Consider the following 14,095-nt stretch of genomic DNA (forward strand, 5'->3'; position numbering starts at 1 on the left):
ATTTGTGTGCAGTCTGCCTAAGCGGAATCAGATGCTGCAGGAGCCATCATCACAGCCGTCAGCATCTTCTGCCTTGGACTGCGGCTTGCCGACTACCTGGAGCACAGGAGCATTCTGTTCTTCGGCCCATACGGTGTCCAGGACTTCGGTGAATACCGGACCCGGCTGCGCGCCGGACACCGCGTATTTGTTGTTGAAGACGAAGAACGGCACGCCGGTGATATTCAGCAGCCGGGCCGCATCAATATCTGCATTTACCTGATCAGCATAAGCGTCGCTCTCCAGCACCGCAGCCGTTTCAGCCTGATCGAGTCCGACCTCTGCGGCCAGCTCAGCCAGTACCTTGCGGTCACCGAGATTCAGCGAGTCGGTGAAATACGCGCGCAGCAGCCGTTCGGTCATTTGCGGGGCTTTACCCTTTGTAGCCGCGTAATGGCTTAAGCGGTGACCGTCGAACGTATTGGTCGACTGGACCGTATCGAAGTTGAACTCAAGACCCACACCCTGCGCTTGTTCGGCGAGCTGTGCGTTGGTAGCTTTAGCTTTGTCACGGGTCATGCCGTATTTGGCAGCCAAAATGTCGTGAATATCTCTCGTTTCGTCGGTGCGCGCATTCGGATCCAGCTGGAAGCTGCGGAATACGACCTCCACTTTGTCACGGTCCGGGAACTGGCTCAGGGCGTGCTCCAGCCGTCTTTTGCCGATATAGCAGAACGGGCAGGCATAATCGGACCATATATCTATTCTCATGGGAATTCCTCCTGAAATGTATTGGATGCAACGCTGTCCTACAATTGACGAGTCTTACATGTCACTTACTATTATATAGTTAAAAACCGAAAATTACAAACAAACTTTCTGCCGGGATGCAGATGGCGTTGTACCGGTGCTTATGGATCATTACATTGACTAATTGGTGATTAGACGGCAGGTGAATTCCATATCAAGTCCGCAGATGTATTTAGGGAGGCGTTCCATTGTTCAGAGAGGATTCCGGGGTGATCATCCGCAGATTGGATGCTTGCTTATAGCGGGTCTGTTTATATATGCGGCAGCTATCCCAAAATAATCGCCCCGTTCCGCAACAAGCTGCTGTATGCCTGTATAGCCTCTATCGGCCTCTATCCAGGTATACAGCAGCTATAGGCTTCTATGTAGTCGCAGAGCATCGGATCTGCAACGGGTTCGCCAATTAGAGGAGTGACCATCCGCCGTATTCCGGCAGCCGCGGCCTCAGTCACAACGGCACAACAATAAGACAGCGGTCTACAAGGGAGACGTTAACTCCGGAGCATACCCGTCACCGAAGAGCGGTACGGACGGATCAAGCCCCAAGCTCTCCTGAAGCAGATTGTAGAGTCTGGCTCCGATAATCTCTTCCGAATATTCGGAACGGACGATCTGCAGCGCTGCTGCCCCCATCTCCCGGCACATATCAGGATTGCCGAGCAGCTGATCCAGGGATGCAGCTAGTTGAGCCGGGTCAAGCCCTTCAGCAAGCAGTCCGCTCTCCCCGTGGCGTACCAGACCTCTGACCCCCATCACATTAAAAGCAACGGTTGGAAGACCGCAGGCTCCCGCTTCCAGGATAACCAGCGGCAATCCTTCATAACGCGAAGGCAGCACAAACAGCTCAGAGACGCTGTAATAGCTGGCCAACATATCCTTGTTGCGGATTGTACCGAGCATGATGAAGCGGTCCTCCAGCCCCTTGGCCCGGATCAGATCCTTCAGACTCTGTTCATCCGGACCGCCGCCGGCAACCAATATTCTAAGGTCAGGGTGCTGCTTCAGCTGCTCCATGGCCTGCACCAGCAGCGAATGGCCCTTTTGATGTTCAAACAGCCGTCCAACGGTAATGATATATCTGCAGCGGGGGTCCAGCCCCAATGCGGCTATCGCCTCATCCTTATCCCGCCGGTAAAAGATCGCCGAATTCACGAAATTCGGCAGCAGCCGGATCCGCCCCTCCAGATGCGGAAAGTGGCGCACCATGCTGTTCTGCTCATCTTCGTTAAGCGTAGTCATGAATGCTGCCTTATGAAGCGTATGCTTCTTGATCGGCAGAATCCACTTATGGATGCTGCCCCCGTGGTAAGCGGCAATGATCGGGATGCTCAGCTTCTTCGCAGCGGCAGCCAGCCGCTCAAACCGTCCGGAAGCATATTCCTGGGCATAAATCAGGCTGATTCCGTCTCCCCGCAGAATATCACACAGGTCTCTCTGAATCGTGGATATATATTGTGATACGAATTTGCCGATCGGTGTCCGGTGGGACAAGGGAATGACGGAATACCATTTATACAGCATGCCCACCGGGATAAACTTAATCGTACAATCCACGATTCCGTGCTGATAGGTGCGGACCTCACTCCCAATCCTGGTGAAATTGTAGATGGTCGTGCGGATCCCCTTGGTTTGCAGAAGACGCGCATAGTCGAAAGAAAAATCGTTATGATACGAATGTACATATTCCTCTTCACTGAGACCCAGACCCTTTACGAAGAAATCTTCAAAGTAATTGGTATGCATAAAGATCCCGACATGCATAACGTCCCCTCCTAAAAGTTTTGTTAGCTTTGCTTCTTCAGATGATACTTCGTACAAAACCTGCTTCGGAAGCATCCGCTTAGGTTTTGAAAGCATATACATTCTGAAATTAATTCTATTATAAGCGCAACTGTACTAAATAAAAGTAAACCAAAGTGGTATATACGGCCTACAAAAGGGGGAGTAAAATTAGATCAACACGTACTTTCGGTGCATTGTAATCTAAAATTAAAGCGGACAGTCTAGGACGTCCCGGGAGGAGTCAGCGGTATGCATGATCTGTCTATAGTAATTCCTACACGCAACCGGATCAGCGATCTGACCCTGTGCATTGAATCCATCGGCAGGCAGACAGAGCTGGAGGATGTTTCAATTGAATTGCTGATTGTGGATGACGGCGAGATTGAGGAGAAAGTGCTGGAGTATTTCCGCAAGGTACTGGGGCGTATGCCTCAAGCCGAGCTGCGCTATTACCGCAAAACCAAACCCGGCGTCTGGCTCTCCCGCTATGAAGCCCTGGGGCTTATCGACGGTGAGATTCTGCTCAGCTTCGATGACGATGCCGAGCTGGATGATCCGCTCTACATCCGCCGGATGCTGGACACCTACGCTTCGGACCCGTCCATTGCCGGAGTTGGCGGCATCGCCAAGGGCCTCTCCAGCAGCAAGTCCGGCAAACTGCTCGGCAGGCTGACCTGCCAGATGTCGGCTTCACCCGGTAGGCTGTCGGCAAGCACACTGGCAGGCTCCCTGCTGCTGTGGGGGGAGACCGAGAATATTTTCGAGACGGATTTCTTCCATGGCTGCAATATGTCCTTCCGGACGTCTGCGCTGCAGGATATGAAGCCTTACCCCTGGATGACCAGCTACGCGGTGGCTGACGATATCTATATGTGCCATCTGGCCAGCAGATACGGCAAGCTTGTCATCAACCCGGAGATGAAGATTATGCATCATGAATCTCCCAGCTCCCGCGATAAGGCAGGCCGGGTGGCCCGGGCTACTGCAGTGAATCATTATTATTTGCTTAATCTGCGCAAGGCACCGGTGAAGAATTATGCCGCATTGCTGTGGACACTGACCTATTTAACCGGCAAGGCTACCCTCAAGCGGAATTTCAATGCCGTCTCGGGCTATGCCAGCGGAATTCTCTTCGTACTGAACCCCCGCAAGGATAAATACAGGGAATTTATGCTGGACTAGCAGCGCCAGATTCAACCTATATAGATTGAACTTGTATTTTTTCTATTATGGAATTGCCGTGACTCCAGAGAATGTTTAACCCTCCGGCCGCTGCCCGTCTGCCGATTTCTTGAATTTAACCCGCTGTTCGCGGTGGAAATCCGCAGACAAAGGCGGACGCTGTCGTCCTACAGTTCCAAAATTCTCCTCCGCCACTACTGAAGGTTTGCGGTGACCGGATTACAGTGATCGGATTACGGTATCCGATATGCTTAATTGTACTTTGTACAACTAAATCATCTGTTTACCAACCCATTATCCGTTTAGTTGTATTTCATGCAATTAAAATGCCGGTTGTAGAGGGTTCTGTCCGATTCGGGCGGATTTAGTTGTACAGACTGCAGTTATAAGACGGAAACAACCCTTTTCGCAGGTTTTAATTGTACATAATACAACTATCACTGAATTTCCACTTGGACTGAATACATAAGTTGCTGCATTGTTTGAATGAACTCACTTCTTTAGTCCTGTTGTGTGCCAGTTCTTAAACCATCACACTGTATAACCGAAGCCCAGTATCGTAAAGCATTTGTCCTTATCTTCCTTCGCCATGCGGATCTCAATGACATGCTGCTGACTCTGCTCATTCTGGTACAGAATGACCGGATTGCAGTGCGTCCAGCTGTTCACATGCGGATCAGCAGTCAGCACAAGGCTGCCATCGACGAAGATATCTGCTCTGCCAAACTCAGGGCTGCCCGAATCCTTGTATACGAGGATCAGAATGCTGCTGGTGAGGGTCATCCTGAAGCTATCCTCACCGGATGCTGCCGTATGCAGCCAGTTATGCGGAAATTCCGGGGTGCCGAAGGGATCGGCATCCAGCTCTACCCGCTGCAAATCCGTGTCGGTCGCCCCGAAACCGCCAGCTTCCACTCCGATATCAGTGAGACCAGTCAGGCTCTTGCGGTCAAGCAGCCGTATATTCGCGTAATCATTTCCGAGAACCGGCCGTTTAGCGGTTGTAATATCCTCTTCGTCCCGGAGCGACCGGCAGGTCTCGGAGAATAAATAACCCAGACAGTCTGCCATTACCCGGTGTCCGTCATTAGCAGGATGATAAATATCGTAGAAAAATTGCCGTTTCGATATGACGTTCCCCTCAGTCTTGCTCAGACGGAATTGTCCGGTTACCGCATCTTTGATGCTGACCATCGGGAGGTTATAGTGCCTGCCCACAGGAGCGAGCCGTTCCTGAAGGTTCCAGTCATTCACAAACACACTGAACAGCAGAATCACGGCGGGCCGGGCCGGGTCAGACAGGATTTTTAGACAAAGGCTCTCGAAGCAATTGCCCTTCGTTTCATCACCCTCGTCATTCACTGCAAATTCCACCACTACGATATCCGGCGTTACCGCACCCTCCCGCAGAATATCTCTTTCATAACGGATTACTCCAAGCTCAGAAGGCGTCCCGCCTACTCCGGCTTTCACATAATGGATATTCTCTCCACCGTCCTTACCGAACAGCTCCTTGAACTGCAAATAAGACTGGTAGGCATAACATCCGGTGTGGGTCGGCTTAGCCCCTGCACCCTGGGTGATGGATCCTCCAATATAAGCAATGGTGACATCCTCACCCTTAATTGCCTTGTCTATTGCTGTTCTGAGCCGGTAATTATTGCCCGAATGCAGCAGAGACTTAGCAATCATTGCGCGGTATTCCAGTGAACCGAAGTCAACCGGAGCTTCCATTGTAGCTTCTGGCGCAGTATAGCCATCATTCAAATAGAAAATAATACTCGCCGTTGCCAGCTCTCCTTCACGGCCAAATTCAAAAGCGAATTTGCCGGGACTTACATCGTCCCCGGACCACATGACCTCCTCCAGCTTCAGCAATACCTCCGTCCCGTCCCCCGGACAGGGGACACGCAGCTGCGTTCCTGTCTCATACTTGCTGCTTCTGCCCCAGTTCTGCATAAGAAAGGAGACCGTTCCCCCTTCACTGCCGGTACCGGTCTTCACGGACACCCCGATGCTATGCACCAGTTCACGGAACCCCGCCCAGGTTGTCAGAAGCGCCAGCATCCCCTCATCCGTAATCCCGCCTATGTATCTTGCCTTATCCGTCAGATAATTGCCTTCCAGATACACTTCCTGGGATGGACTGCCCTCCGCTCTGGCTGTCGCCTCGATCGCTGTTTCGAACATGACGAAGAAGCCGCTTCTTCTCTCCTCCGGATCTTTGGGGGCCGCCGGACCTTCCAATCTGCCGCCGGTAAAATCAATGTTATTGCCCTTCACTTGGATCAGCTCGCTTTCCGGTATATATGAAGACGCTCTCATTATAGACGGGAGGCGGACTACGCTCAACCGGGAAAGACGGACTTTGTTAAGTTATTACAATAATTCTCTAGTTTGTCCACCATACTATAGTAAAATCCCTGTAGAAATGAATAGGATCATATGCTCTTTAATCCGGTTTTTGTCCAGCGGCTCATGGGATTTGTTCCATTCCGTGGTGAGCGCCAGGTACATTCGCAGAATCATAAATGCCGCAACACTGGAATCACAGGGCTTCACTTCACCGCTGCCGATGGCTTCCTCAATCTGCTGTCTCAAGAAATCCAGCGCGTATGCCTCCATCCGCTTAACACCTTCCAGCGCCTGGGCTGTTCCGATGTCCCGCACCTCCTGGGCGAGCTTCACAAATAGCTCATGATCAGACCGGAATTCCAGAATGGAATCCAGCAGATTAAGCAAATTATGCACAAAGGTCGTTTGTTCCGCCGCTACACGGTTCATCACCGACATTAATTCCTGCGAAGCCTTGTCCAGAATTTCCTCAAACAGCTCTTCTTTGGTTTTGAAAAAAGTATAGATCGTGCCTTTGCCCACATTGGCGATTCTGGATACCTGATCCATAGTCGTAGCTTTATAGCCAAATTGTACAAAGGACAGGGTCGCTGCCTGGAGGATCAAAGCCTTGCGGTCAATGGACATAGTAAAACTCCTTTCTTTCTGTACGACCATAAATTGACTGAATTTAATTTTTGGTCACTAAGTCACAAATCAATTTACCATGTCCCCGGGAAGAAGACAACTTTTTGATAAAAGTTTCAATCCGCTTCCGTTCTGCAAGCTGCTCTTCTGCACAAAATGTCATGAAATTAGTATCCCTTGCCATTCTTTCTGGGGTATGATAATAAAGATGTGATCAAGAAACTAACTTTATGGATGGTGGAATATGTTTAAGAACAAGAAATCCGGCGTTATTCTGGCCGCTCTCGTCATTGTTATCGTCGCAGCTGTGGGCATCTGGCTCTTGGTGGGCAACAATGGAAAAGACAGCACAACTACTGAAACCCCCGGCGGTGCAACGGTCACAAAAGATGGCGATACGAAGTCCCTGGAACAGACGTTTTATATTTATGATACGGTCGTGAATATCAAGGTCTTCGGTGATACTGTAGAGCAGAAGAATATGGATGATATTCAGGCGATGCTGGAACGGATGGACATCGAGTTCAGCCGCACCAAGGAGAACGGGGAATTATACGCTGTGAATCAGGCAGCCGGTAAAGAAGCCGTAGCCGTATCCGACGAAACGCTAGATATCGTGAAGCTTTCCCTCAAATATGCCGAAGAAATGGACGGGCTATATGATCCGACTGTTGGACCGCTCGTTGACCTCTGGGCAATCGGTGAAGGCGGAGAGCATGTTCCCGATCAGGCAGCGATTGATAAAGCCCGCAGCCTGACCAATTACAAGGATGTTATTGTGGATGATGCCGCGAAGACGGTGAAGCTGGCCAAAGAAGGCATGGTGCTGGATATGGGCGGGATCGGCAAAGGGTATGCCGCTGACCGGATCGCCGACTATCTCAAGGCGCAAGGTCTGGACAGTGCGATGATCAATCTCGGCGGCAGCAGTATTATTGCGCTTGGCAACAAGCCGAACGGCTCGCCGTGGAATATCGGCCTGCAGGACCCCGATCAGAGCCGCGGTACACAGCTGGGTACAATCAAAATCTCTGACGAGGTTATTGATGCATCCGGGGTATACGAACGTTTCTTCATGCAGGACGGTGTGCGTTACCATCATATTCTGGACCCGCGGACGGGCTTCCCGTCCCAGAACGGGCTGAAGAGCATTACCATTATGAGTCCGAACGCAACAGATGCGGATGCCCTGTCAACCGGTGTATTCCTGATGGGTCTCGAAGACGGCATGAAGTATCTTGAAGCGCTCCCGGAGAAGGTCGATGCCTTCTTCATCACAGACGACAACAAGATTTATGCCACCTCTTCGCTGAGAGAACGGCTGAATCTGACCGATCCTACGTACAGCTTCGCTGATTGATACCGCGCAGTGATGGATGTGCAGCATCGTATGCAAGCAGAAAAGGTGCCTTCCTTTGGGGGAGGGCACCTTTTTTGTCATACCAGCGGCAGCTCACTGAACTCCTTATAATTGGTGAAAATATAGCTTGGCGTGTGATCTCCACCCGGCTGCCGGCCGCGCGGGTTGTACCAGCATACCTTCCAGCCTGCCGCAAGCGCACCGACCACATCATTAGCCCATGTATCACCTACATAGAGGCTGTTCTCAGGTGCAGTTCCCGTCATCTTATTGACATGGGCGAAGATGGCCGGGTCGGGCTTAGCCAGACCGACAGCATCCGAGATGAAAATCATCTCCTGCGGAATGAGCTTATCTATACCCAGCCCGCGCAGCTTGCCCATCTGGTGCTCCAGCGGGCCGTTGGTGATAATGCCTACCGGATGCCCCAGGCTAATAAAGCGCTGAAGCTGCTCCGCCACGCCTTCGATCATCCCGATCGTGTACTGGCGGGCAATATAGGAGGCCTGAACTCTGGTTGCCTGCTCCCGGTTCAAGGGCAGGCCATATTCGGCAAAAGCCAGCTCCAGCCGCATCACCCGGGTCTCCTCCAGCTCAAGCTCCCCGCGCAGATATTTCGGCCATAGTAAATCACTGTGATGCCTGACGGTGTAGAACAGCTCCGCATAATCCAGCTTGTCTTCGTCTGGCGCCAGCACCTCGCGCACCGCTTCCCGGAAAGGCACCAAATGGTCGTACAACGTATCATCCAGATCAAAAAACACGGCTAGCTTATTGCTTGTCTCCACGTAAACTCCCCTAACTATATCTTTAGAAATATAAATGATAAGTGAAAAAGCTCTCGTCCCGGATGTAGCCTTGGGCTTCATACAAACGCTGTGCGCCGGTATTATGCGTCAGCGTTGAAAGCGTCAGTCCCTTCGCACCAGTACCCTGCGCAAATCCGCGCACGCCTTCAAGCAGCAGTGAGCCAAGTCCATGCCCGCGCTGCTCCTCCGTCACAAACAGATCGTTCAGAATCCATACGGGCTGAACTGTAATGGAGGAGAAGGAAGGGTACAGCTGTGCCAGGCCATACGTGCGGCGTTCTGCACCCTCACCGGCAACGGCCATAAAAATAACGGATTCCTCATTCTGCAGCCTCGCCGCCAGGAACTCCCGGGCAGCCTCCGGGTCCGGAGCCTGCCCATAAAAGCTGCGGTATTCGTCAAAGAGTGGAGCAAGCTCCTCTACATCTGCAAGCTCCGCCCGTTCAAAACGGTAATTCAACATAGCTGCTCCCCTGCTTTCCCTTAGTCTCTCGAATCGTAAAAGACATGACGGGCTGTGATCTTCCCGTCTTCAATGTCCATCAGGCCGAAGGAATACTGCTTCTCCCGGCGTTTGTCCGTAGGAGAGCCGGGGTTGAACAGCAGAATACCATTCTCCCGGCGCATCAGCGGCTGATGGGAATGGCCGAAGAGAATACAGTCCACCTCCTGGCCTTCAAAGGCCAGCAGCGCATTTCCATCCGTCCCCTTACGGGAATACGGCGCATGTCCGTGAATCATCCCGATACGCATGCCCTCCAGCGTAACGATCTTGCTCTCTCCGAAGCGCTGAATAATCTCATATCCGTCGTTATTGCCGGCAATCCCCTCTACCGGAGCAAGCCCGGCCAGCAGATCGTAGATCTCCAGCGATACCCAATCGCCCAGATGCAGAATCATATCCACCTTGCTGAATTCTTCCATAAGCACGGAGGGCAGCCCCTTGGCCCTGCTTGAGAGATGTGTATCCGATACCACGCCTACCTTCATCTGCATCCACTCCCCATTCCTATTGTCATCCTACCCGGCATTTCAAAAAACACAATGGCCGAGAAGCGCTGTAAACTGCGACTCTCAGCCATTTCATGTTCAGATCCCAAGTTTACGTCCTATAATTGTACGATGTGCAGGGGGGAGAAGCAAGCGGGCAGGGGATGCGTCAGGTCATCCTTGCATCAATCCAGCACAACCCATTCCCCTTGAGTATCTGCCGATTGTACTTCCGCTTCAACAATTTCAAGCGATTCTGCCGCACTCTCCGGGGTGCATACCACAATCGGCTTATCGTGAATAACCGCATCCAGAAAATAAACCAGCTCCCGGTAGTAGCCGGTATCCGGTGAGAGCTCAGCAATAAAGCCCGGTCCATCGTTCGGGTTCACTTTAAGCTGATTCCCGTCAAATACAAGATTCCCCTTCTCAAAGTTAACCCGATAACCCATATAGAAACCGAAATCTCCTTCCAGCGTCCAATCGACCTGGGCATTGACTACTTTTCCGTCCTTATAATAGTAATGGGTGGAGCAAAGATCATAACCGCTGCCAGGTAAGACATTGCGGGCAAGAGTAGAGACTTTATCCGGCTTGCCGAACAGGTAGCTGATCATATCCGTATCGTGAATATGCATATCCAGAATACTGCCGCCGCTGAGCTGCTCATCCAGGAACCAATCCTTGGGGGCGCCGGAGCCGCGGTAGAAATATCCCTCGGTCACCTCACCGAATTGGCCTGACTCCACGGCCTCCTTCAAGTACTCATATCCCGGCCAGAAACGGAGACATTGTCCAATCATAAGCTTCCTGCCGCTGCGGTCTGCCGTTTCCGCCATCTTCCGTGCTTCCGCCGAAGTTCTGCCCATCGGTTTCTCGCAGAAAACGTGATATCCGCGTTCCAGCAGCGAACAAGCCATCCCGGCATGCAGATAAGTGGGCACGCAGATATCAATAACATCCAGTTCTTCCTGTTCAAGCATTGTTTCCAGGTCATCATAAAGATTGTAAGAAGACAAATCATAGACTTCACGGGCCGTGCTCATATTCCCGTCTGCTTTGCCGCCCTTGAGTTCCTCGATCCGCAGATCACATATCGCACTTAATTCAACCGGATAGCCCTCCTCCGTCAACCGGACATAATTGTCAAAATGCATCCGGCCCATAAATCCGAATCCGATCAAGCCTACTTTCAGCATAGGAATGTCCTCCGATTATTCTGAATTATATTTCTTCATATCCGCTCCATGCAGGGATACCCAGGCTCCCTGCCGCCCTGCGGACTCCATCTCAGCCTCAATGATCTCAAGCGATTGTGCAGTGCTCCCGGGCAGACATACTGTGACCGGATTGTCCTGCAGTATGGCATCCAGGAAATAGACCAGCTCTCTGTAATAGCCGGTATGCGTGGAGAGTGAGGCAGTATAACCCGGTTGCCCGACAGGATTGACTGCAAGCACATTGCCGTCAAACACCGCATTCCCCTGTTCAAAATTGACCCGGAAGCCCATGCTGAACCCGAAGTCCCCTTCCAGCGTCCAGTCGGCCTGGGCATTGATTACCTTGCCGTCCTTGTAATAATAATGGGAAGACACAATGTCGTAGCCGCTGCCCGGCAGGACATTCCTTCCGAGCGCCGAGACCTTGTCCGGCTTCCCGAACAAATAATGAATCATATCGGTATCGTGGATGTGCATATCCAGCATGCAGCCGCCGCTCAATTCATCGTTTACCAGCCAGCCTTTCGGTGCACCGGACCCCCGGTAGAAGCAGCCTTCGGTAACCTGGCCGAATTCCCCGTCCTCCACAAGCCTTTTCAAATATTCATATGCCGGCCAGAACCGCAGACAATGACCAATCATCAGCTTCTTGCCGCTGCTTCGCGCCGTTTCCGCCATCTTCCACGCTTCATGGGAATGCCTGGCCATTGGCTTCTCGCAGAACACATGGTAGCCCCGTTCCAACAGAGAGCAGGCCATCTCAGCATGAAGAAAGGTAGGGACCGCGAGACTGACCGCATCTAGCTCCTCATTGGCCAGCATATCCTCCAAATCTTCATACAGGTTATAGGAGGATAAATCGTATATCTCCTGGTCTGTGTTCATATTCCCGCCGGACTTCACCAGCTTCAGCTTCTCAATCTGCGGGTCGCAAATCGCAGTCAACGTAACCTCGTACCCGTCTTCGCCAAGCCGGACGTATTGATCAAAGTTCATCCGGCCCATGAATCCAAACCCTACCAGACCCACCCTGAGCATTTCTCTCACCCCGCTTATGCCTTATGGCTGGTACGTCCCAGAATGGCGTCCATGGCCGCAGAAGTATTGAAAATAATCTGTTCCGGATGATGGGTGTAAGCCGGGATCATTTCACCTGTAACATAGTTGTCGTATCCAATCTCCCGGAGCGCATCCATCACAGCCGGATAGTTCACATTCCCGGCAAGCAGATCAACAAATCCGTGCAGTCCTCCCGCTTCCCGGCGGTAATCCTTGAAGTGAACCTTCTTGATCCGGTGGCCCAGAATTCTTATCCACTGCTCCGGATAGCCGGAATGTACAATATTTCCCACATCCAAATAAGAACCTACATAGCTGGAGCCGACCGAATCAATGAACGAACGCATTTCAAGCGGGGACAGCAGAAATTTATTCCACACATTCTCGATCCCTATGGAAACCCCAGTCTTCGCTGCCTCCAGCGCCAGACCGCCAATCGCCTCTAACGCCCTGTCATAAGCTTTGTCGTAATCCACTACCTCACTGCCGGGAATGAAATCCACCCCGACTGCACCGGGTATCACAAGAATCGTATCCACGCCAAGCACAGCAGCAAGCTCCAGTTGTTTTTTGCATACGTCGATTGCCTTGGTCCGATTGGCCCCGGATTCGCTGGTCATCGCGTAAGACCAGTACAGTCCCGTTGCCAGTCCGGCAATTTCCAGGCCGGTCTCGTTAATGGATTCCTTGAGCTTCAATGCTTCCTTCTCACCGGTTTCAAGACTGAGTTCACCCGTTTCATTCAAAGCCAGTTCAAGCCCGTCGAACCCTACAGTTTTAGCTAAGCGCACACATTCCGCGATCTTCATACCTTCGGGAAAAGACCAGATATTAATTCCTTTTTTCATCATTACCATCCTCATTTTTGTTATTTTCCGTTTTTCAGGAATCCTGCGATAATGTTCTTTTTTCCTTGATATATTTAAATTATAATGGTTTTACACTTCTATTTATTTAGGGGATATAGATAACTTTTGGATGATTCCGGTCATATTTCTAGTCAGGAGGATTGATCATGTCCGAGACAGAAACATCCTATCCTTTGAGCAAACAGGTACCCTCCCGCGAATGGTCACCTGGAATCCATTATGCACAGTTGCAGACCCTTGCCCCCTGCACTTTTCCAAGAAGAAGGCTGTATGATTTCGAGCTGCTGTACATCCGTCAAGGGAGTTTGTTGACCCGAATGGACAACAAGGAATTCCTCCTCAGCTCTGGACAACTCATTTTTCTATCCCCTGGTGTTTACCATCAGAACATAATCGTTTCGGCTTCCGACACCAAGCTGCTGGGCATCCACTTCGACTTTTTTGGCGAATCCGTCATTACGCGGGAAGAAGACATGCTGGTCAACGAGGATGAGGTGCTTCCCCATAAATTCGCTCTGGAGGCCGTAACCGCCCCTTTTTTACCGTTGTCAGAAGAACCTGTGTATACGCCCTCTCCCGAATGTGTCCATGCGATGGAGCAGCTTGTTCATGAGTTCACCATGCGGCAGGCCGGTTATGAATGGGTCTGCCGGGGCTTGATGCTGGGCATTCTGACTTCACTTCTGCGGTCCCAAAGCTCACGGCGGCTGGCTAAGTCTTCCGTTCACGGGGAGCGGATCAGGGGGCTGATTGACGGAATGGAGCTTCAGCCGGCAGGCCGCTGGACTAACAGGTCTATGGCTGCAACGATGAATATGCATGAGGACCATTTCTCCAAGCTGTTCCGGGAGATTGCCGGGATGCCTCCCGGCGAATTCCTCCGGTCCATTCGCCACCGGGAAGCACGCAAGCTGCTCCGCGAGACGGATGAGTCGATTGAAGCTGTGGGAGAGCGGGTCGGCTATCCCGATATCCACTACTTCAGCAGGGTATTCACAGCCAATGAAGGGATTTCTCCACGTGCCTACCGCAAGCTTTCGCGCATTCTGTGAG

Annotated in this window: 13 protein-coding genes; 3 read left to right on the plus strand and 10 right to left on the minus strand. The window is 51.6% G+C overall.

All coding sequences use genetic code 11. From position 1 onward, the window contains the following. Positions 1 to 27: 27 nt before the first annotated feature. Together NYE33_RS32955 and NYE33_RS32960 are read right to left on the minus strand one after the other, a co-directional pair. The gene (locus tag NYE33_RS32955) at positions 28 to 750 is read right to left on the minus strand and encodes a DsbA family oxidoreductase (RefSeq protein ID WP_336102964.1); all 723 of its coding nucleotides are present in this window, start codon (positions 748 to 750) and stop codon (positions 28 to 30) included. 516 nt (positions 751 to 1,266) lie between these two features. Then, positions 1,267 to 2,550, minus strand: a complete 1,284-nt coding sequence (locus tag NYE33_RS32960; protein WP_341069505.1) for a glycosyltransferase family 4 protein — start codon at positions 2,548 to 2,550, stop codon at positions 1,267 to 1,269. 270 nt (positions 2,551 to 2,820) lie between these two features. On the opposite strand from NYE33_RS32960, the gene NYE33_RS32965 reads away from it, so the two are divergent. Continuing rightward, positions 2,821 to 3,753, plus strand: a complete 933-nt coding sequence (locus tag NYE33_RS32965) for a glycosyltransferase family 2 protein (RefSeq protein WP_042134449.1) — start codon at positions 2,821 to 2,823, stop codon at positions 3,751 to 3,753. A 531-nt stretch (positions 3,754 to 4,284) separates the two neighbouring features. On the opposite strand, the gene NYE33_RS32970 is transcribed toward NYE33_RS32965, so the two are convergent. Beyond that, complete coding sequence (locus tag NYE33_RS32970) at positions 4,285 to 6,078, minus strand: SGNH/GDSL hydrolase family protein (RefSeq protein ID WP_341069508.1); 1,794 nt, start codon at positions 6,076 to 6,078, stop codon at positions 4,285 to 4,287. Positions 6,079 to 6,162: 84 nt separating this feature from the next. Beyond that, the gene (locus NYE33_RS32975) at positions 6,163 to 6,735 is read right to left on the minus strand and encodes a TetR/AcrR family transcriptional regulator (protein ID WP_039299874.1); all 573 of its coding nucleotides are present in this window, start codon (positions 6,733 to 6,735) and stop codon (positions 6,163 to 6,165) included. 244 nt (positions 6,736 to 6,979) lie between these two features. On the opposite strand from NYE33_RS32975, the gene NYE33_RS32980 reads away from it, so the two are divergent. After that, positions 6,980 to 8,095, plus strand: a complete 1,116-nt coding sequence (locus tag NYE33_RS32980) for an FAD:protein FMN transferase (RefSeq protein WP_042134446.1) — start codon at positions 6,980 to 6,982, stop codon at positions 8,093 to 8,095. Between the two features lie 77 nt (positions 8,096 to 8,172). Here NYE33_RS32980 and NYE33_RS32985 read toward each other — a convergent pair whose 3' ends face one another. From NYE33_RS32985 to NYE33_RS33010, 6 genes are all read right to left on the minus strand, one after another. Further along, the gene (locus NYE33_RS32985) at positions 8,173 to 8,883 is read right to left on the minus strand and encodes an HAD family hydrolase (protein WP_042134444.1); all 711 of its coding nucleotides are present in this window, start codon (positions 8,881 to 8,883) and stop codon (positions 8,173 to 8,175) included. Between the two features lie 22 nt (positions 8,884 to 8,905). Further along, a complete protein-coding gene (locus NYE33_RS32990) occupies positions 8,906 to 9,367 on the minus strand; it encodes a GNAT family N-acetyltransferase (RefSeq protein WP_340947516.1) in 462 nt (153 codons plus the stop codon). A 20-nt stretch (positions 9,368 to 9,387) separates the two neighbouring features. After that, entirely contained in the window at positions 9,388 to 9,894 is a 507-nt protein-coding gene (locus NYE33_RS32995) for a metallophosphoesterase family protein (RefSeq protein WP_076242427.1), read from the minus strand. A gap of 185 nt (positions 9,895 to 10,079) precedes the next feature. Then, on the minus strand, positions 10,080 to 11,093 hold the full coding sequence (locus NYE33_RS33000) for a Gfo/Idh/MocA family protein (RefSeq protein ID WP_076242426.1): 1,014 nt from the start codon (positions 11,091 to 11,093) through the stop codon (positions 10,080 to 10,082). Between the two features lie 15 nt (positions 11,094 to 11,108). Further along, positions 11,109 to 12,152, minus strand: coding sequence for a Gfo/Idh/MocA family protein (locus tag NYE33_RS33005; RefSeq protein ID WP_341069511.1), 1,044 nt, complete (start codon positions 12,150 to 12,152; stop codon positions 11,109 to 11,111). Between the two features lie 14 nt (positions 12,153 to 12,166). Continuing rightward, complete coding sequence (locus NYE33_RS33010) at positions 12,167 to 13,021, minus strand: sugar phosphate isomerase/epimerase family protein (RefSeq protein ID WP_341070081.1); 855 nt, start codon at positions 13,019 to 13,021, stop codon at positions 12,167 to 12,169. Positions 13,022 to 13,188: 167 nt separating this feature from the next. Between NYE33_RS33010 and NYE33_RS33015 the strand changes: the two genes are divergently transcribed. Next, entirely contained in the window at positions 13,189 to 14,094 is a 906-nt protein-coding gene (locus tag NYE33_RS33015; RefSeq protein ID WP_076242423.1) for a helix-turn-helix domain-containing protein, read from the plus strand. Position 14,095 lies beyond the last annotated feature (1 nt).

It is taken from the genome of Paenibacillus sp. FSL R10-2199 (genome assembly GCF_038000235.1).
GTDB classification, from domain to species: domain Bacteria; phylum Bacillota; class Bacilli; order Paenibacillales; family Paenibacillaceae; genus Paenibacillus_AQ; species Paenibacillus_AQ phytohabitans.

What these genes read in the sequence shown, in the direction of transcription:
- NYE33_RS32980 (WP_042134446.1), top strand. Translation starts at nt 6,980, where the DNA reads ATGTTTAAGAACAAGAAATCCGGCGTTATTCTGGCCGCTCTCGTCATT.
- NYE33_RS33005 (WP_341069511.1), bottom strand. Translation starts at nt 12,152, where the DNA reads ATGCTCAGGGTGGGTCTGGTAGGGTTTGGATTCATGGGCCGGATGAAC.
- NYE33_RS32965 (WP_042134449.1), top strand. Translation starts at nt 2,821, where the DNA reads ATGCATGATCTGTCTATAGTAATTCCTACACGCAACCGGATCAGCGAT.
- NYE33_RS32990 (WP_340947516.1), bottom strand. Translation starts at nt 9,367, where the DNA reads ATGTTGAATTACCGTTTTGAACGGGCGGAGCTTGCAGATGTAGAGGAG.
- NYE33_RS32970 (WP_341069508.1), bottom strand. Translation starts at nt 6,078, where the DNA reads ATGAGAGCGTCTTCATATATACCGGAAAGCGAGCTGATCCAAGTGAAG.
- NYE33_RS33000 (WP_076242426.1), bottom strand. Translation starts at nt 11,093, where the DNA reads ATGCTGAAAGTAGGCTTGATCGGATTCGGATTTATGGGCCGGATGCAT.
- NYE33_RS33015 (WP_076242423.1), top strand. Translation starts at nt 13,189, where the DNA reads ATGTCCGAGACAGAAACATCCTATCCTTTGAGCAAACAGGTACCCTCC.
- NYE33_RS32975 (WP_039299874.1), bottom strand. Translation starts at nt 6,735, where the DNA reads ATGTCCATTGACCGCAAGGCTTTGATCCTCCAGGCAGCGACCCTGTCC.
- NYE33_RS32960 (WP_341069505.1), bottom strand. Translation starts at nt 2,550, where the DNA reads ATGCATGTCGGGATCTTTATGCATACCAATTACTTTGAAGATTTCTTC.
- NYE33_RS32995 (WP_076242427.1), bottom strand. Translation starts at nt 9,894, where the DNA reads ATGAAGGTAGGCGTGGTATCGGATACACATCTCTCAAGCAGGGCCAAG.
- NYE33_RS32955 (WP_336102964.1), bottom strand. Translation starts at nt 750, where the DNA reads ATGAGAATAGATATATGGTCCGATTATGCCTGCCCGTTCTGCTATATC.
- NYE33_RS33010 (WP_341070081.1), bottom strand. Translation starts at nt 13,021, where the DNA reads ATGAAAAAAGGAATTAATATCTGGTCTTTTCCCGAAGGTATGAAGATC.